This window comes from Ectopseudomonas composti, assembly GCF_900115475.1.
GTDB classification, from domain to species: domain Bacteria; phylum Pseudomonadota; class Gammaproteobacteria; order Pseudomonadales; family Pseudomonadaceae; genus Aquipseudomonas; species Aquipseudomonas composti.
In genome coordinates this window covers 150131-166468 of the sequence record NZ_FOWP01000009.1, presented here as the reverse complement: position 1 = coordinate 166468, position 16338 = coordinate 150131, and the positions used below count along the sequence as shown (strand labels likewise).

Sequence of the window (16338 nt, the reverse complement as noted above, 5' to 3'; positions counted from 1 at the left end):
ATCGGGGCTACGAGCGGTAGGGTGCGCCGTGCGCACCACTGGATAAGCGGTGCGCACGGCGCACCCTACTGTTCAGCCACCGTTTCGTGAGCCAGTTCGGCGCCGTGCATACGGTTGACCCACAGCCCGAACAGCGCCGCGGTAACGAACATGATCAGGCTGTAGATGGCCGCCGGAATCGCCATGGTCGGGTTGTTCAGCAGCGCCGGGCTCAGCGCCAGGGCGATGGCCAGAGTGCCGTTGTGGATGCCGATTTCCATGGCGATGGCGATGGCCTGACGCAGATTGAGCTTGAGCAAACGTGGCACGCAGTAGCCCACCGCCATGCTCAGCAGGTTGAAGGCCAGCGCAGCGCCGCCCACCGCAGGCGCGTAATCGACGAAGGTGCGCCAATCCTTGGCCACCGCCAGCAGGATGATCAGCAGCAGGAACAGCGCCGAGATGATCTTCACCGGTTTCTGCATGCGCTCGGCGAACCCCGGGAAACGGCTGCGCAGCCACATGCCGATGGCCACCGGGCCGAGGACGATGGCGAACACCTGCACCACCTTGGCGAACTGCAGCGGGATGGCCTGATCGGCGGACATGAAGTAGGCCAGCGACAGGTTGACGATCAGCGGCATGGTCAGAATCGCGATCACCGAGTTGACCGCGGTGAGGGTGATGTTCAATGCCACGTCGCCGTGGGCCAGGTGGCTGTAGAGGTTGGCGGTGGTGCCACCCGGCGAGGCGGCCAACAGCATCAGGCCGACGGCCAGCGCCGGTGCCAGGCCGAAGGCCTTGGCCAGGAAGAAGCACGCCAGCGGCAACAACAGCAGTTGGCAGGCCAGCCCGATCAGCACGGGTTTGGGGAATTTAGCCACACGGGCGAAGTCGTCCAGGCTCAGTGACAGACCAAGCCCGAGCATGATGATGCCCAGCGCAGCGGGAAGGAAAAACGTCAGCAAGGGATCGGCGGTCATTATTGTTATCGCTCCAGTTGAACCTGGCAGGATTGTGCTGAGTCAGGGCCACTGCTGGCAGTGGCCCTGCGAGCCAACCTTAGCCGACGTGCAGACGGCCGGGCTAGAGCCGTTATATCGCAGTGGCGCCACCGTCGACGGCCAACGCCTGGCCGGTGGTGAACGCGGCGTGGTCGCTGCACAGATAGAGCACGGCAGCAGCAATCTCCTCGACCCTGCCGATGCGCCCGACCGGGTGCATGGCGGCGGCGAACTCGGCCTTCTTCGGATCGGTTTCATAGGCGCGGCGGAACATGTCGGTGTCGATCACCGCCGGGCAGACCGCGTTCACTCGCACCTTCTTCTTGGCGTACTCGATCGCAGCGGATTTGGTCAGGCCAATCACCGCATGCTTGGAGGCGGCGTAGATGCTCATCTTCGGCGCGGCCCCCAGGCCGGCGACCGAGGCAGTGTTGACGATGGCACCGCCGCCCTGGGCCAGCAGCAACGGAATCTGGTGCTTCATGCACAACCACACGCCTTTGACGTTGACGTCCATGATGGCGTCGAACTCAGCTTCGTTGCCGTCGGCCAGCTTGCCCTGTTCGATCTCGATACCGGCGTTGTTGAAGGCATAGTCCAGGCGACCGTATTGCGCCACGGTGGCGTCCATCAGCGCCTTGACCTCGGCATCGCGGGTCACGTCGCAACGCACGAAGCAAGCTTCGCCGCCAGCTGCGCGAATCAGCTCGACGGTGCCCTCGCCACCGGCCACGTCGACATCGGAAACCACCACCTTGAGCCCTTCGCCAGCGAAGGCCTGGGCGGTGGCACGGCCAATACCGGCCGCAGCGCCGGTGACCAGGGCGACCTGGCCGGAGAACGTCATGCTCATCTGTGCTTCCTCGCAGCGATTCTTGTTGAATTGGCGAGGAGTCTAGCCAGGCGGCAGCGCGCAGAGCAGCACTATCAGGCTCTGGAGTGACAGGTCATGCAAAGCGCTGATGAGGACTCCACCAGCGCGGTGCCGCGATCAGCGGGTAGCCCGGATGAAATCCGGGACAGATCGGATGACATGCCAGACCGCCCCGGATTTCATCCGGGCTACAGGGCTCAGCCTTGCAGTTCGGCAACCACCGCCGCCAGCGCCTGTGCCGGATCGGCGGCCTGGCTGATCGGGCGGCCGATCACCAGGTAATCGGAGCCGGCGTCCAGCGCCTGACGCGGGGTGAGGATGCGTTTCTGGTCGTCTGCGCTGCTGCCGGCGGGACGAATGCCCGGCGTCACCAGTTGCAGGCGCGGCTGCGCGACCTTCAGCGCCTGCGCTTCCTGCGCCGAGCAGACCAGGCCATCGAGTCCGGCATCGGCAGCCAGGCCGGCCAGACGCAGCACCTGCTCCTGCGGCGGCACGTCCAGGCCAATGCCGGCCAGGTCCTGCTGCTCCATGCTGGTCAGCACCGTCACACCGATCAACAGCGGCTTGGTGCCGGTGAGTTTGTCCAGTTCGTTACGGCAGGCCGCCATCATGCGCAGGCCGCCGGAACAGTGCACGTTGACCATCCACACGCCCAGCTCCGCAGCGGCCTTGACCGCCATCGCCGTGGTGTTGGGGATATCGTGGAATTTCAGATCGAGGAACAGCTCGAAACCCTTGGCCTGCAACGCCTCAACCACTTGCGGACCACTGCGAGTGAACAATTCCTTGCCGACCTTGACCCGGCACAGCGCCGGATCGAGCTGATCGGCCAGCGCCAGAGCGGCATCACGGCTAGGAAAGTCGAGGGCGACGATGATCGGGGTTTGGCAGGCGGACATGAGCAGGTCTCGAGCAGGTGAAAAACGCCGCGCATTGTAGCGCAAAGCATCTCGACGCTGGTCGCGACTGAAGCCCGACTCTCAGACTGATCTGTAGCCCGGATGCCATCCGGGGCCTTGGCTTCGGCACCAGGGCATCGCGGCTGAAGCGGAATGCCGCCCAGCCGCTCCTGCAGATATTCACTGCCCCGTAGGAGCGGCTTCAGCCGCGAAAGCTTAGGGCAGCCAAACAGTCAGGCAATCAGCCGTTCGCGCAGGCGCCCGAGCATGCCCAGCAGGCTGCCGACCTTCTCCTGTTCACGCTCGTCACGAGGCACCTCGGCCAGGCGACTGACCACCGGTTGCGCGCGCCAGATCAGCGCCTGCTCGGCAGCGGCCTTGAGCCCCTTCTCGAACAGACCACGACGGACTGGCTTGGGCAGGTAGCGGAATATCTGCGCCTCGTTGACCAGTCGCAGCAACGCCTGAGTGTCCTGAAACGGCGTGACCACCAGGCTCAGTAGCCGCGGATGAGCCTGCGCCAGCGTCTTGAGCAACGGCGCGGTATCGTCACCCGCCAGTTTGAGGTCGCTGACCAGAATGTCCACGCTCTCGTTATTGAGTTGCAGCATGGCCTCGGCCAGGTTGCGCGCGCGTAGCAGGCGATGCCCGCCCGCGACGCAGAACTCGCCGACCACGCCAAGCGTGTCCGGCTCATCGTCCAGCAGCAGTACCGAGAGCGGTGCACTGAGTTTTTCGCTGGCGACGGATTGCAGCGGCTGCACCTGACGCACGGCCAGTTCGGCGGCCTGGCGCAGAGTGAAGGCCATCTCCTGCGGGTCCCAGGGTTTGGTCAGGTAGCGAAAGATACCGCCATTGTTCAAAGCGTCCACCGCCGCATCCAAATCGGAATAACCGGTCAGCAGAATGCGCAGGGTGTTCGGCGCGATCTCGCGCGCTTCCGCCAGCAACTGTGCCCCGCTCATCTGCGGCATGCGCTGATCGCTGACCAACACGTGGATGTGTTCCTCACTCAGGCGCTGCAATGCACGCAGCGGATCGCTCTCGGTCAGGACCTCGTAGTGGCGACGAAACTGCATCGCGAGGCTGCGCAGAATACGCTCCTCGTCGTCGACGAAGAGAATGCGAACGGGTGCAGACATCAGGCGCTCCTTTTCATGGCGACGGTAGCGGGCAACGGCAGGCTGATGAGAAAGCGCGTGCCACGTCCCGGTTCGGAGGCAACGCGAATCTGCCCGCCGTGGTCCTGGACGATCTTGTAGCTGATGGACAAACCGAGGCCGGTGCCTTGACCGACCGGCTTGGTGGTGAAGAAGGGATCGAAGATCTTCGCCATGACCTCGGGCGGCATGCCACGCCCGTTGTCCTGCAGCGAGACATGCACACCCTGGGTATCGGCCCAACTGCGAATCTGGATGCGCCCCAGGCCATCAATGGCCTGGGCGGCGTTGGTCAGCAGGTTGAGTAGCACCTGGTTGATCTGCGAGGGCGCACAGGCGATGCGCGGCAGCTCGCCGAGCTGCTGCACCACCTCGACCTTGTCCTTGATGTGGTTACGAGCGATCAGCAGTGCGCTGCGAATGCAGTCGTTGAGGTCGATCTCTTCGCTCATGGCGCGGTCGAGACGGGCGAAATCCTTGAGGCCCACCACCAGCTCGGCGATCTGCTCCAGGCCGTACAGGGTGTCGCCGTAGAGTTGCTGCAAATCCTCGGCCAGCAACTCCGGCGCCGCGTGCTGGCGGGCCTCCTCGGCAACCTGCAGCGCCTGAGCGAGGCTCGCCTCGTCGCAATCGGGATCGTTCAGGCAGTGGCCCAGGCGCGCCTGCGCGGCGGCCAATTCGAACAGTGGCTCACTCAATTCACGCAGCAGTTGCACGTTGTTCTTCACATAGCCCAGCGGCGTGTTCAGCTCGTGGGCGACGCCGGCGACCATCTGCCCGAGCGAGGCCATCTTCTCCGATTGCAGCAGTTGCGCCTGGGATTCCTTGAGGTCCACCAGCGCCTGGCGCAGTACGCGGTTGCGCTGGGCGACGCGCGCTTCCATGGCCTTGAGCAGATCCAGCACCGTACCCAAGCCGCAGTATTTGCCCTGGGCATCGATCAGGACGAAGTCCTCGGTGATCGGGTATTGCAGCTGGGCGGTGACCTGCTTGGAAGCCTCTTCCAGGCTGGCTTCCAGGCTGACGATGAGCGGCGCGTCGTTCATCACCTCGCCAACCGGATGGCGGCCTCGCAGGTCGCGCCCGAAGCGCTGCATGAAGATGTCCTGCAGCGTGGCGCGGCTGACCAGGCCGAGCGGCCGGTTGTTCTCGTCCACCACCGGCAAGGAGAGAAAGGCGCGGTGTTCAGCCGCCAGAAACAGGTCGGCGACCTCGTTGATACTCATCGACGCGGCGAGCGGCTTCACGGCTCGCAGCAGCGACTGCAACGCTCTGGCATGGGTCACGAACGGCCTCCCCCTGCTATCGGAAAGCCGACATTCAAACAGCACCAGATTGCCATCATGTGACAGGCATCTCGCAACTGTGCGCCAGGCAGGTGCGCTTACCCTGCCCTTGCACCTTTTTCATTCGCCAAATCGCCGCTGGCCCCTTGCGCAGGCCACAGCTGAATAGCAGTTGGGCCTCTGGCACGAGCACTGCACGGCAAGCACACCCTCTTTGCTACGGGTTGCAGCCATGCCCTACCAAACCACCATCGGCAACCTGGTCTACCGCTTTGCCGATCTCAAGACACTGATGGCCAAGGCCAGCCCGGCACGCTCCGGCGACTACCTGGCCGGGCTCGCTGCCGCTACCTACGAAGAGCGTATGGCCGCCAAGCTGGCGCTGGCCGAAGTGCCGCTCAAGCGCTTCCTCGACGAGGCGCTGATTCCCTACGAAAACGACGAAGTCACCCGCCTGATCATCGACCGCCATGAGGCCGCAGCCTTTGCCCCGATCAGCCATCTAACCGTGGCTGATCTGCGTGACTGGCTGCTACTGGAGAAGACCGACAGCACACGTCTGGCTGCCGTGGCCGCAGGCCTGACGCCGGAGATGGTCGCAGCGGTGAGCAAGCTGATGCGCAATCAGGACCTGATTCTGGTAGCGCGCAAATGCCAGGTGGTCACGCGCTTTCGCAACACCCTGGGCCTGCCCGGTCATCTCGCCGTACGTCTGCAGCCCAACCATCCCACCGACGATGTACGCGGCATCGCCGCCAGCATGCTCGACGGCCTGCTCTATGGCTCCGGCGACGCCACGGTGGGTATCAATCCAGCCAGTGATTCGCTGCCAACCCTGATGCGCCTGTGGCAGATGATGGACGAGGTGCGCCAGCACTTCGAAATCCCGATGCAGAGCTGCGTGCTGACCCACGTCACCACGCAGATCCAGGCCATCGAGGCCGGTGCGCCGATCGACCTGGTGTTCCAGTCCATCGCCGGCACCGAGGCGACCAACGCCGGTTTCGGCGTATCCCTGGCCATTCTGCGCGAAGCCCACGAGGCGGCCTTATCGCTTGGTCGCGGCACGCTCGGTGACAACGTCATGTACTTCGAAACCGGCCAGGGCAGTGCGCTATCGGCCGGCGGCCACCATGGCGTCGACCAGCAGACCTGCGAGGCTCGCGCCTATGCCGTGGCTCGCGAGTTTCGCCCGCTGCTGGTCAATACCGTGGTCGGCTTCATCGGCCCGGAATACCTCTACGACGGCAAGCAGATCATTCGCGCCGGCCTGGAAGACCACTTCTGCGCCAAGCTGCTAGGCCTGCCGATGGGCTGCGATGTCTGCTACACCAACCACGCCGAAGCCGATCAGGACGATATGGACAGCCTGCTCACCCTGCTCGGCGCGGCCGGTATCAACTTCATCATGGGCATCCCGGGCGCCGACGACATCATGCTCAACTACCAGAGCACCTCGTTCCACGATGCGCTGTACCTGCGCAACGTACTGGGCCTGAAGCGTGCGCCGGAATTCGATGCCTGGCTGGCGCGCATGGCCATTACTGAACCCGGCGGCCGGCTGCGTGAGATCGGTAGCGGCCATCACCTGCTCAAGCAGTTGCCACAGATTTCCGGAGCGGCCTGATGAAAGACATCGACCTGATCCAGCACAACCCCTGGGATGAGTTGCGCGCGCATACCTCGGCGCGTATCGCACTCGGCCGCGTCGGCTGCAGCCTGCCCACCAGCGAAGTGCTGAAGTTCGGCCTGGCCCATGCCCAAGCGCGCGATGCGGTGCATCGTCCGCTGGATTTCAGCGAACTCAAGCATCAGCTGCATGCGGCGGGCTTTCGCACCTTGAAAGTACGCAGCAACGCCGAAGACCGGCAAACCTACCTGCTGCGCCCGGATCACGGCCGTCATCTGCACAGCGACTGCCAGGTGCAACTGCAGCACGAACTGCCCGCGCCTGAGATCGCCATCGTGCTGGCCGATGGTTTGTCGGCCGTAGCGGTTCAGCGCCATGCCCTGCCGCTGTTGCAGATCTTTCGCGAACGCTTCGACAGCGACTGGGCCAACACACCAGTAGTGCTGGCCGAACAGGGCCGTGTGGCGATTGGCGATGGCATCGGTGAAGCCCTGCGCGCGCGCCTGGTGATCGTCATGATCGGCGAGCGGCCGGGGCTGACCTCGCCGGACAGCCTCGGCCTGTACCTGACCTACGCGCCGCGCGTGGGCTGCCTGGACAGTGCCCGCAACTGCATCTCCAATGTGCGCCCAGAAGGCCTGCCCTACGAGCTGGCTGCACACAAGCTCGACTACCTGGCACGCCAGGCGTTGCGCCTGCAACTGAGTGGCGTGAAGCTCAAGGACGACAGCGGCATGCAGGCGGTACAACAGCAGTCTGCCTGACAAGCTGGCTGCGAGCGGGTATGGTGGAAGTCCCTACCCGCAAGAGGAATCGATCATGCCCTGGTACGCCTGGCTCATCCTGATCCTGGCCTTGGGCTCCATCCTCGGCAGCCTGCTGATGCTGCGTGACACGGCCAAGAAACTGCCGTTGACCGAGGAACAGCTCAAGCGTATCCACGAGCGCAACGTCGAACAGGACGCCAAGGATCGCCGCGAAGGCTGAGCGGCCTTCGCCATTCATCCTCCCCATACGGCCTGCTAGACTGCGCCTCCTTCCCCGAGGAGGCGCCATGCCCCTGCATCTGCGGCTGCTACTACCTGCCTTTACTCTGGCGCTGGGCCATGCGCTGGGCTTCATCGACCCCATCGGCCTGGTACTCGGCACCGCCGCCAGCGCGCTGATCCTGTTCGGTGAACGGCGCCTGCCAGGCGGGGCCTGGCGAGTTCTGGTACTGCTCACCGGTATCGCCCTGGCAGCGCATCTGTTGCCGGGTTTCTCCCCCTGGACACTGTGGCAGCCGCGACAGATCAGCCCTGACGCCCCGCCCTATGCGCTGCGCCTGTCCTGGGACAAGCTGCTACTCGGTACAGCCCTGTTGGCCTGGTGGCTGGGACGGCCCTCCTCACCTGCCCGTTCCCTGCCACATGCAATACTGGTCTGTCTGCTCACGCTACTGGCGGTGCCTGGGCTGGCAGTGCTGGTCGGCTTGGTGGCCTGGCAGCCGAAATGGCCGGAGGGCCTGCTGCTGTGGCTGCTGGTGAACCTGGGGGTGGCCGTACTGGCCGAGGAGCTGCTGTTTCGCGGCTTGCTGCAACCTGCGCTGATACGGCGCCTGGGCGCCTGGCCGGGGCTGCTACTGACAGCGGCATTGTTCGGTGCCGTTCACCTGCCCTTCAGTCCGTTGTTCGCTCTGCTGGCAACCATCGCAGGTCTGGGTTATGGCATGGCCTTCCATTACAGCGGCCGCCTGAGCGTTGCGGTCGCGTTGCACGGCGCGGTCAATCTTCTGCATCTGCTGCTGTTGAGCTATCCGCTACGACTGGTGTGACATCGATACGGTAGGGCGAGAAGATACGTTGCAACTCGCCCTTGGCGCGCAGTCGCTCGAGCAACGCCGCGAAGTGCTCGGGACTGATAGGCGCGCCGGCACGGATCATCGCGTGATGGCGGTAGACCTGATCGACACGCTCGGAAATCAGCAACTGACGTGCATGTTCGCGATTGCGCTTGATGAAATCGTACAGGTTGGAGCGCGTCACCAGTGCGACATCGGCACGGCCGCGGACCACCATCAGCAGGTTGCTGTCGTGGGAATGCCCGAGGTTGGCGTTGAAGGTACGAATGAGGAAATCCGGGTCGCTATTGAACTGGGCAAAACCGTAGTGATAACCGCGATAAAGCGCCAGGCGCTTGCCTTCGAGTTGCTCGAAATAGTCCTGGCCACGCCGCTCCTCTTCCTTGGCCACAAACAGCTCGGCGTCCTCCAGGCCCATGTCGACTGCCACGGCATCAATGTCCTGCCAGCCCCACTGCGGGTTCTCGAAAATCGCCATGTCGATACGCCCGCGCTGCAGGTCGCTGAAGCGACGCACGATCGCCGTGGGCAGCATGGTGAAGTGATAGTCGCTCTGTTCTCGATTGAGCGCTTCGAGCAGTTGCGGCAACAGGCCGCTCGACTCCTGCAGGCTGGACTTGATCACGTAGGGAGGGAAGTGCGCACCGCCGACCTTGACCAATTCGGCAGCGCAGAGAGAACCAGCGAACAACAGACCCAGGGCAAGCCAACATCCATGAATCCAGCGCCGCGAATGCCGCATGTCGAATCCCCAAAAATTCCTTCTTCTAGTGTAGTGCAGACTACTCCAGTCTCTCCTGACCGACCAGATGGTTTTTCATTGCACAAACACTTTGTTGCCCATTATCAGACGATAGCGCCCAACTAGCCTGGATAATTAGCACAGACTTGCAACTAGCCCAGTAATCCAGGCTCTGGAAGCACCAGCAACTGATGTTGGCAGAGCCAATTCACATGATCGCAGGGCAAGAGATGAAGCTGCACGCCAGTTAATCTCTCCCGCTGGTCAGGTTGCACAATAGCCGTCGCCGCCAGCCAGGGCTCAGGCGTTCTTGCACACCAGCGACAGCGCTTCCTCAGCCAGTTGATCCAGGCTCATCGGCCCCTGCGGCCGGAACCAGGTATTGGTCCAACTCAGCGCCCCGGTGAGGAAACGCCGCTGAATGAACGGATCACCCTTGAAGTAACCGGCATCACGCGCCTCGCCGAGCACCGTCAGCCAGATCTGCTCATAAGTGTCCCGCAGCGCCAGCACCTGAGCCTGGCCGTCTTCCGACAATGAACGCCATTCATAGACCAGCACCGCCATGGCCTCGCCGGTGCCGCCCATGATCGACTGCAGCTCGCAGCGAATCAGCGCCAGCAACCGCTCGCGAGTACCCTGCGCCGAGGCCAGGGCAGCACGCATCAATGCGGTGTTGTAGACGATGGTCTCTTCCATCACCGAGCGCAGAATCTCGTCCTTGCTCTTGAAGTGGTGAAAGATGCTGCCCGACTGAATACCGATGGCGGCGGCCAGATCACGCACCGTGGTGCGCTCATAACCCTTGCTGCGGAACAGGTGGGCGGCCATCTGCAACAGCTTGCCGCGGGCGCTCTCCGGATCGGTCACCTGGCCGCTATCGACCAGTTCCTGCATCACGGCCTGGGCTCTGTGTTCGTCCACGCTGACTTCTCCCCTGGTTGCCCTGCTCGGCGATTGTTCTGATGAATTCTTCATGCTGCCGGCAAGTGCTTGTCTTGCTTGATGAAATGTATGCGGCGACAGCTGACCAAGCAAGCGCTTGGCCGCACTTTTGGCCAGTTTGTCGTCTTTTGCTACTTTTCAACCAAGCGCTTGCTTGGTAGTGTGATCTCACCTCCTCAATGTGTGACGGGCCAATTCCAATGACCAAAACCGTACGCATCGGCTGCGCCTCAGCGTTCTGGGGCGACACCTCCACCGCTGCCGCTCAACTGGTTCGCGGCGCCGAACTGAATTATCTGGTGTTCGACTACCTGGCCGAGATCACCATGTCGATCATGGCCGGCGCCCGCATGAAGAAGCCGGATGACGGCTACGCCCGTGATTTCGTCGAGGTGCTCACGCCGCTGCTGGGCGAGCTGGCGGCGAAGAAGATCCGCGTCATCAGCAACGCCGGCGGGGTCAACCCGATGGCCTGCGCCGCAGCCCTGAGCGCTGCCTGCGAGCAGGCAGGCGTACAGCTGAAGATAGCCGTGCTGCACGGTGACAACCTGCAACCCAAGCTCGGCGAACTGGTCAAGGCCGGCACCCGCGAGATGTTCAGCGGCGCCGCGCTACCGCCCTTCTGCGTTTCGGTCAACGCGTACCTGGGCGCGCCGGGAATCGTTGCCGCACTGGAACAGGGCGCCGATATCGTCATTACTGGCCGCGTGGTCGACAGCGCGGTGGTCAGCGCCGCTCTGGTGCACGAGTTCGGCTGGGCCTGGAGCGACTACGACAAGCTGGCCCAGGCCGCGCTGGCCGGACACATCATCGAATGCGGCGCGCAGTGCACCGGTGGCAACTTCACCGACTGGCGCGACGTGCCGGACTACGAGCACATCGGCTTCCCCATCGTCGAAGTCGAAGACGATGGCCGTTTCGTCGTGACCAAGCCGGATGGTTCCGGCGGCTTGGTCACGCCTTTTACCGTTGGCGAGCAGATGCTCTACGAGATCGGCGATCCGCGCGCCTATCTGCTGCCGGATGTTATCTGCGACTTCACCCATGTCGAGCTGAGCCAGGTCGGCGACAACCGCGTGCAGTTGCAGGGCGCACGCGGTCTGCCGACCACCGACCAGTACAAGGTCAGCGCCACCCACCCGGACGGTTTCCGCTGCACCGCCAGCTTCCTGCTGGCCGGCATCGATGCCGTGGCCAAGGCCGAACGGGTCAGCGAGGCGATCATCAAGAAGACCGAAGAGCTGTTCGCCGAGCGCGGCTGGGGCCGCTACCAGGAAGTCAGCGTCGAGCTGCTCGGCAGCGAAGCCACCTATGGCGCCCATGCCCACCGTACCTACTGCCGAGAGGTGGTGGTAAAGATCGCCGCGCGCCATGCCAAGAAGGAGGCGCTGATCCTCTTCTCCCGCGAGATCGCCCAGGCCGCCACCGGCATGGCGCCGGGCCTGACCGGCATCGTCGGTGGTCGCCCCACCGTCTACCCGGTAATCCGCTTGTTCAGCTTCCTGGTGGACAAGAGCGCCTGCGCCCTGAGCGTCGAGATCGCTGGCGAACGCCAGCCGGTCGCCCTGCCCCAGGTCGATATCTTCGACCCGGCCCAACTTCGTGCACCGGCCGCGCTGCCCGTGCCGATGGGCGAAGCCGACGTCGCCGTACCGCTGATCCGCCTGGCCGTGGCCCGCTCCGGCGACAAGGGCAACCACAGCAACATTGGCGTGATGGCCAGAAAGCCCGAATACCTGGCATGGATCGCTGCTGCGCTGACGCCCGAAGCCGTGGCCAACTGGATGGCGCATACCCTGGACGCCGAACAGGGCCGCGTCAGCCGCTGGTACCTGCCGGGCAGCCACAGCCTCAACTTCCTGCTGGAGAACGCGCTGGGCGGTGGTGGCGTCGCCAGCCTGCGCATCGACCCGCAGGGCAAGGCGTTCGCCCAGCAACTGCTGGAGTTCCCGGTGCCGGTGCCAAGAGCGCTGGCTGAAGCGCTGTAGGTGCTAATCGTAGGATGGATGACGCTTCATCCATCCACCGGCTTCTGGTGGAAAACGCTTCGCGGTTTTCCACCCTACATGTTGTAGGAGCGGCTTCAGCCGCGATTGGGCTTAGGCAAAAGCATCGCGGCTAAAGCCGCTCCAACGGAACCGAGAAGGACAACAAGAACAATGAGCTACGACTCCGTATTCAAACCTGGCCTGTTCAATGAGCAGACCATTCTGGTCACCGGTGGTGGCAGCGGCATCGGTCGCTGCGTGGCCCACGAACTGGCCCACCTCGGCGCCCATGTGGTGCTGGTCGGGCGCAAGCAGGAAAAGCTGGAGAAGACCTGCACCGAGATCACCGAGGACGGCGGCATCGCCAGCTTCCAGGCCTGCGACATCCGCGACGAAGAAGCCGTGAAGGCCATGGTCGGCGCGGTGATCAAGGAACGCGGGCGCATCCACCAGCTGGTCAACAACGCCGGCGGCCAGTTCCCCGCGCCGCTGATCGGCATCAACCAGAAAGGCTTCGAGACCGTGGTGCGCACCAACCTGGTGGGCGGCTTTCTGGTGGCCAAGGAAGTCTTCCTGCAGAGCATGAGCAAGCACGGCGGCAGCATCGTCAACATGCTCGCCGACATGTGGGGCGGCATGCCCGGCATGGGCCATTCGGGGGCAGCGCGGGCCGGCATGGAGAACTTCACCAAGACCGCCGCCTACGAGTGGGGCCACGCCGGCGTGCGGGTCAACGCCGTGGCGCCAGGTTGGATCGCCTCCAGCGGCATGGACACCTACCCCGAGTCGATGAAGAACATGATCCGCAACCTCAAGGATCACGTGCCGCTGCAGCGCATCGGCACCGAGTCCGAGGTAGCCGCGGCCATCGTCTTCCTGCTCAGCCCCGGCGCCAACTTCATCAGCGGCAACACCATCCGCATCGATGGTGCCGCCAGCCAGGGCACCCGCGCCTGGACGCTGGGCAAGGCGAAAAACAGCGAGTCCTACAACGGTTTCCACCGGGCCTACGTGCCCGACGTACTGAAAGATCAGGAGTAAGGCGATGCCCGTGATCCAATCGGAAATCGATGTCCATGGCGAAGCCTTCGCGCAGAACCGCGAAGCCATGCTGGCAGCCATCACGACCTTCCGCGACGTCGAGCAGAAGGTGCTCGACAAGGCCCAGGAAGCCAAGGCCAAGTTCGACAAGCGCGGTCAGTTGCTGCCGCGTGAACGCATCAACCTGCTGCTCGATGCCGGCGCGCCCTTCCTCGAACTGTCCTCGCTGGCCGGCTACAAGCTGCACGATGACAAGGACGGCAGCCAGGCCGGCGGCGGCCTGATCGCCGGTATCGGCTACATCGCCGGCGTACGTTGCCTGGTGATTGCTAACAACAGTGCGATCAAGGGCGGCACCATCTCCCCCACTGGCCTGAAAAAATCGCTGCGCCTGCAGCAGATCGCCGTCGAGAACAAGCTGCCGGTGGTGACCCTGGCCGAGAGCGGCGGCGCCAACCTCAACTACGCCGCCGACATCTTCGTCGAGGGTGCGCGCGGCTTCGCCAACCAGGCGCGCATGTCCGCCATGGGCTTGCCGCAGATCACCGTGGTGCACGGCTCCAGCACCGCTGGCGGGGCTTATCAGCCGGGTCTTTCGGATTACGTGGTGGTGGTGCGCGGTAAAGCCAAGATGTTCCTCGCAGGGCCGCCATTACTCAAGGCAGCTACTGGCGAGATCGCCACCGACGAGCAACTCGGCGGCGCCGAGATGCACGCCCAGGTCGCCGGCACTGCCGAGTACCTGGCCGAGAACGACGCCGACGGTGTACGCCTGGCGCGTGAGATCGTCGGCATGCTGCCGTGGAACCAGCAGTTGCCGACGCGTCCGGCAAAAAGCTGGCGCGAGCCGCTGTACCCGGCCGAGGAACTGCTCGGCCTGGTGCCGGCCGACGCCAAGAAACCCTACGATGTGCGCGAGATCATCGCGCGTATCGCCGATGGCTCGGAATTCCTCGATTTCAAGAACGAGTTCGACAGCCAGACCGTCTGCGGCCACCTGCAGATCGAAGGCCAGGCCTGTGGCTTCATCGGCAACAACGGCCCGATCACCCCGCAAGGCGCGGCCAAGGCAGCGCAGTTCATCCAGCTGTGCGAACAGAGCAACACACCGATCCTGTTCTTCCACAACACCACCGGTTTCATGGTCGGCACCGAGTCCGAGCAAAACGGCGTGATCAAGCACGGCTCGAAGATGATCCAGGCCGTGGCCAACGCCACCGTGCCCAAGCTCACCGTTGTCGTCGGCGGCTCCTACGGCGCCGGCAACTACGCCATGTGCGGCCGCGGCCTCGACCCACGCTTCATCTTCGCCTGGCCCAACAGCAAGACCGCCGTTATGGGCGGCGCCCAGGCCGGCAAGGTGCTGCGTGTCGTCACCGAGGACAAGCATGCCAAGGAGGGCAAGGAGCCTGACCCGAAGATGCTCGACATGCTGGAAACCGTGACCGCGCAGAAGCTCGACAGCCAGTCCACCGCTCTCTACGGCACCGCCAGCCTGTGGGACGACGGCCTGATCGACCCGCGCGATACGCGCAAGCTGCTGGGCTTTTTGCTGGATATCTGTGCCGAAGCCAACCTGCGGCCGTTGAAGAAGAGCAGCTTCGGCGTCGCGAGATTCTGACCGTAGGGTGCGCCGTGCGCACCAACCAAGATCGCGGTGCGCACAGCGCACCCCACAAGGAGAACAACAATGATCTTCACCCAGGAACACGAAGAACTCCGCCGCACCGTCCGCAACTTCGTCGACAAGGAAATCAACCCACACGTCGATGAGTGGGAAAAGGAAGGCCGCTTCCCCATCCATGACATTTTCAAGAAGGCCGGCGAGCTGGGCCTGCTGGGCATCTCCAAACCGGAGAAGTTCGGTGGCATGGGCCTGGACTACAGCTACTCGATCGTCGCCGCCGAAGAGTTCGGCACCATCCATTGCGGCGGCATCCCCATGTCCATCGGCGTGCAGACCGACATGTGCACCCCGGCCTTGGCGCGCTTCGGCTCCGATGAACTGCGCGAAGAGTTCCTGCGTCCGGCCATCACCGGCGAGATGGTCGGCTGCATCGGCGTCTCCGAAGTCGGCGCAGGCTCCGACGTGGCGGGCCTGAAGACCACTGCCCGCAAGGACGGCGACGACTACGTGATCAACGGCAGCAAGATGTGGATCACCAACTCGCCGTCGGCCGACTTCATCTGCCTGCTGGCCAACACCAGCGACGACAAGCCACACGTCAACAAATCGCTGATCGTGGTGCCGATGAAAACGCCGGGCATCACGGTGAGCCCACACCTGGACAAGCTCGGCATGCGCAGTTCGGAAACTGCCCAGGTGTTCTTCGACAATGTGCGCGTGCCACAGCGCTATCGCATCGGCCACGAAGGCGCCGGTTTCATGATGCAGATGCTGCAGTTCCAGGAAGAGCGGCTGTTCGGCGCAGCCAACATGATCAAGGGCCTGGAGCACTGCGTCGACACCACCATCGACTACTGCAAGCAGCGCCACACCTTCGGCCAACCGCTGATTGACAACCAGGTCATCCACTTCCGCCTGGCCGAGCTGCAGACCGAGATCGAGTGCCTGCGCGCACTGGTCTACCAGGCCACCGAGCAGTACGTGAAAGGCCGCGACGTGACCAAGCTGGCGTCGATGGCCAAGCTCAAGGCCGGCCGCCTGGGCCGCGAAGTGTCCGACGCCTGCCTGCAGTACTGGGGCGGCATGGGCTTCATGTGGGACAACCCGGTGTCGCGCGCTTACCGCGACGTGCGCCTGGTCAGCATCGGCGGCGGCGCCGACGAAATCATGCTCGGCATCATCTGCAAGCTGATGGGCATCCTGCCAGGGAAGAAGAAATAGTCGGGAACGATTCTGCGAGCTGATGGTTCCCACGTCGAGGCGTCGAACCGTCCGCGTGGGAACCCATAACGGGACGCTCCGCGTTCCAGCGACGCAGAGCGT

General features: G+C 63.8%; 15 protein-coding genes. 8 read left to right on the top strand and 7 right to left on the bottom strand.

Going from position 1 to position 16338, the window contains the following annotated elements:
* Nucleotides 1-65 precede the first annotated feature (65 nt).
* From BM059_RS17040 to BM059_RS17020, 5 genes are all read right to left on the bottom strand, one after another.
* Nucleotides 66-962 carry a bile acid:sodium symporter family protein gene (locus BM059_RS17040; RefSeq protein ID WP_074940295.1) on the bottom strand — a complete coding sequence of 299 codons (897 nt, stop codon included), beginning with the start codon at nt 960-962 and terminating at the stop codon, nt 66-68.
* Nucleotides 963-1074: 112 nt separating this feature from the next.
* Nucleotides 1075-1836, bottom strand: a complete 762-nt coding sequence (locus tag BM059_RS17035) for an SDR family oxidoreductase (protein ID WP_074940293.1) — start codon at nt 1834-1836, stop codon at nt 1075-1077.
* A gap of 218 nt (nt 1837-2054) precedes the next feature.
* Nucleotides 2055-2756, bottom strand: coding sequence for an orotidine-5'-phosphate decarboxylase (gene pyrF, locus BM059_RS17030; protein ID WP_074940291.1), 702 nt, complete (start codon nt 2754-2756; stop codon nt 2055-2057).
* 233 nt (nt 2757-2989) lie between these two features.
* A complete protein-coding gene (locus BM059_RS17025; RefSeq protein ID WP_139220757.1) occupies nt 2990-3901 on the bottom strand; it encodes a response regulator in 912 nt (303 codons plus the stop codon).
* Nucleotides 3898-5202 (bottom strand): sensor histidine kinase, encoded by a 1305-nt coding sequence (locus tag BM059_RS17020; RefSeq protein WP_083413293.1) that lies wholly within the window; start codon nt 5200-5202, stop codon nt 3898-3900. The genes BM059_RS17025 and BM059_RS17020 overlap by 4 nt, the downstream gene beginning before the upstream one ends.
* Before the next feature lie 232 nt (nt 5203-5434).
* On the opposite strand from BM059_RS17020, the gene BM059_RS17015 reads away from it, so the two are divergent.
* The 4 genes from BM059_RS17015 to BM059_RS17000 all read left to right on the top strand — a co-directional run bounded on the left by BM059_RS17015 (nt 5435) and on the right by BM059_RS17000 (nt 8645).
* Nucleotides 5435-6829, top strand: coding sequence for an ethanolamine ammonia-lyase subunit EutB (locus BM059_RS17015; RefSeq protein WP_074940287.1), 1395 nt, complete (start codon nt 5435-5437; stop codon nt 6827-6829).
* A complete protein-coding gene (gene eutC / locus BM059_RS17010; RefSeq protein WP_036999986.1) occupies nt 6829-7596 on the top strand; it encodes an ethanolamine ammonia-lyase subunit EutC in 768 nt (255 codons plus the stop codon). The genes BM059_RS17015 and eutC overlap by 1 nt, the downstream gene beginning before the upstream one ends.
* Before the next feature lie 55 nt (nt 7597-7651).
* Nucleotides 7652-7819: a DUF2897 family protein gene (locus BM059_RS17005; protein ID WP_074940284.1), complete on the top strand. Its 168-nt coding sequence runs from the start codon at nt 7652-7654 to the stop codon at nt 7817-7819.
* A 67-nt stretch (nt 7820-7886) separates the two neighbouring features.
* Complete coding sequence (locus BM059_RS17000; RefSeq protein ID WP_074940281.1) at nt 7887-8645, top strand: CPBP family intramembrane glutamic endopeptidase; 759 nt, start codon at nt 7887-7889, stop codon at nt 8643-8645.
* Here the strand turns inward: BM059_RS17000 and BM059_RS16995 are convergent.
* Both BM059_RS16995 and BM059_RS16990 read right to left on the bottom strand, forming a co-directional pair.
* A complete protein-coding gene (locus tag BM059_RS16995; protein WP_051563897.1) occupies nt 8596-9414 on the bottom strand; it encodes a substrate-binding periplasmic protein in 819 nt (272 codons plus the stop codon). The two genes, BM059_RS17000 and BM059_RS16995, sit on opposite strands and share 50 nt — an antisense overlap.
* A gap of 300 nt (nt 9415-9714) precedes the next feature.
* Nucleotides 9715-10338, bottom strand: coding sequence for a TetR/AcrR family transcriptional regulator (locus BM059_RS16990; RefSeq protein WP_074940280.1), 624 nt, complete (start codon nt 10336-10338; stop codon nt 9715-9717).
* 221 nt (nt 10339-10559) lie between these two features.
* On the opposite strand from BM059_RS16990, the gene BM059_RS16985 reads away from it, so the two are divergent.
* From BM059_RS16985 to atuD, 4 genes are all read left to right on the top strand, one after another.
* Nucleotides 10560-12347 carry an acyclic terpene utilization AtuA family protein gene (locus BM059_RS16985; RefSeq protein WP_074940278.1) on the top strand — a complete coding sequence of 596 codons (1788 nt, stop codon included), beginning with the start codon at nt 10560-10562 and terminating at the stop codon, nt 12345-12347.
* Nucleotides 12348-12518: 171 nt separating this feature from the next.
* The gene (locus tag BM059_RS16980) at nt 12519-13388 is read left to right on the top strand and encodes an SDR family oxidoreductase (RefSeq protein WP_074940277.1); all 870 of its coding nucleotides are present in this window, start codon (nt 12519-12521) and stop codon (nt 13386-13388) included.
* A 4-nt stretch (nt 13389-13392) separates the two neighbouring features.
* On the top strand, nt 13393-15009 hold the full coding sequence (gene atuC, locus BM059_RS16975) for a geranyl-CoA carboxylase subunit beta (protein WP_074940275.1): 1617 nt from the start codon (nt 13393-13395) through the stop codon (nt 15007-15009).
* A 69-nt stretch (nt 15010-15078) separates the two neighbouring features.
* The gene (gene atuD / locus BM059_RS16970; RefSeq protein WP_074940273.1) at nt 15079-16236 is read left to right on the top strand and encodes a citronellyl-CoA dehydrogenase; all 1158 of its coding nucleotides are present in this window, start codon (nt 15079-15081) and stop codon (nt 16234-16236) included.
* Nucleotides 16237-16338: the final 102 nt, after the last annotated feature.

What these genes read in the sequence shown, in the direction of transcription:
- BM059_RS17040 (WP_074940295.1), bottom strand. Translation starts at nt 962, where the DNA reads ATGACCGCCGATCCCTTGCTGACGTTTTTCCTTCCCGCTGCGCTGGGC.
- BM059_RS17035 (WP_074940293.1), bottom strand. Translation starts at nt 1,836, where the DNA reads ATGAGCATGACGTTCTCCGGCCAGGTCGCCCTGGTCACCGGCGCTGCG.
- pyrF (WP_074940291.1), bottom strand. Translation starts at nt 2,756, where the DNA reads ATGTCCGCCTGCCAAACCCCGATCATCGTCGCCCTCGACTTTCCTAGC.
- BM059_RS17015 (WP_074940287.1), top strand. Translation starts at nt 5,435, where the DNA reads ATGCCCTACCAAACCACCATCGGCAACCTGGTCTACCGCTTTGCCGAT.
- eutC (WP_036999986.1), top strand. Translation starts at nt 6,829, where the DNA reads ATGAAAGACATCGACCTGATCCAGCACAACCCCTGGGATGAGTTGCGC.
- BM059_RS17005 (WP_074940284.1), top strand. Translation starts at nt 7,652, where the DNA reads ATGCCCTGGTACGCCTGGCTCATCCTGATCCTGGCCTTGGGCTCCATC.
- BM059_RS17000 (WP_074940281.1), top strand. Translation starts at nt 7,887, where the DNA reads ATGCCCCTGCATCTGCGGCTGCTACTACCTGCCTTTACTCTGGCGCTG.
- BM059_RS16995 (WP_051563897.1), bottom strand. Translation starts at nt 9,414, where the DNA reads ATGCGGCATTCGCGGCGCTGGATTCATGGATGTTGGCTTGCCCTGGGT.
- BM059_RS16985 (WP_074940278.1), top strand. Translation starts at nt 10,560, where the DNA reads ATGACCAAAACCGTACGCATCGGCTGCGCCTCAGCGTTCTGGGGCGAC.
- BM059_RS16980 (WP_074940277.1), top strand. Translation starts at nt 12,519, where the DNA reads ATGAGCTACGACTCCGTATTCAAACCTGGCCTGTTCAATGAGCAGACC.
- atuC (WP_074940275.1), top strand. Translation starts at nt 13,393, where the DNA reads ATGCCCGTGATCCAATCGGAAATCGATGTCCATGGCGAAGCCTTCGCG.
- atuD (WP_074940273.1), top strand. Translation starts at nt 15,079, where the DNA reads ATGATCTTCACCCAGGAACACGAAGAACTCCGCCGCACCGTCCGCAAC.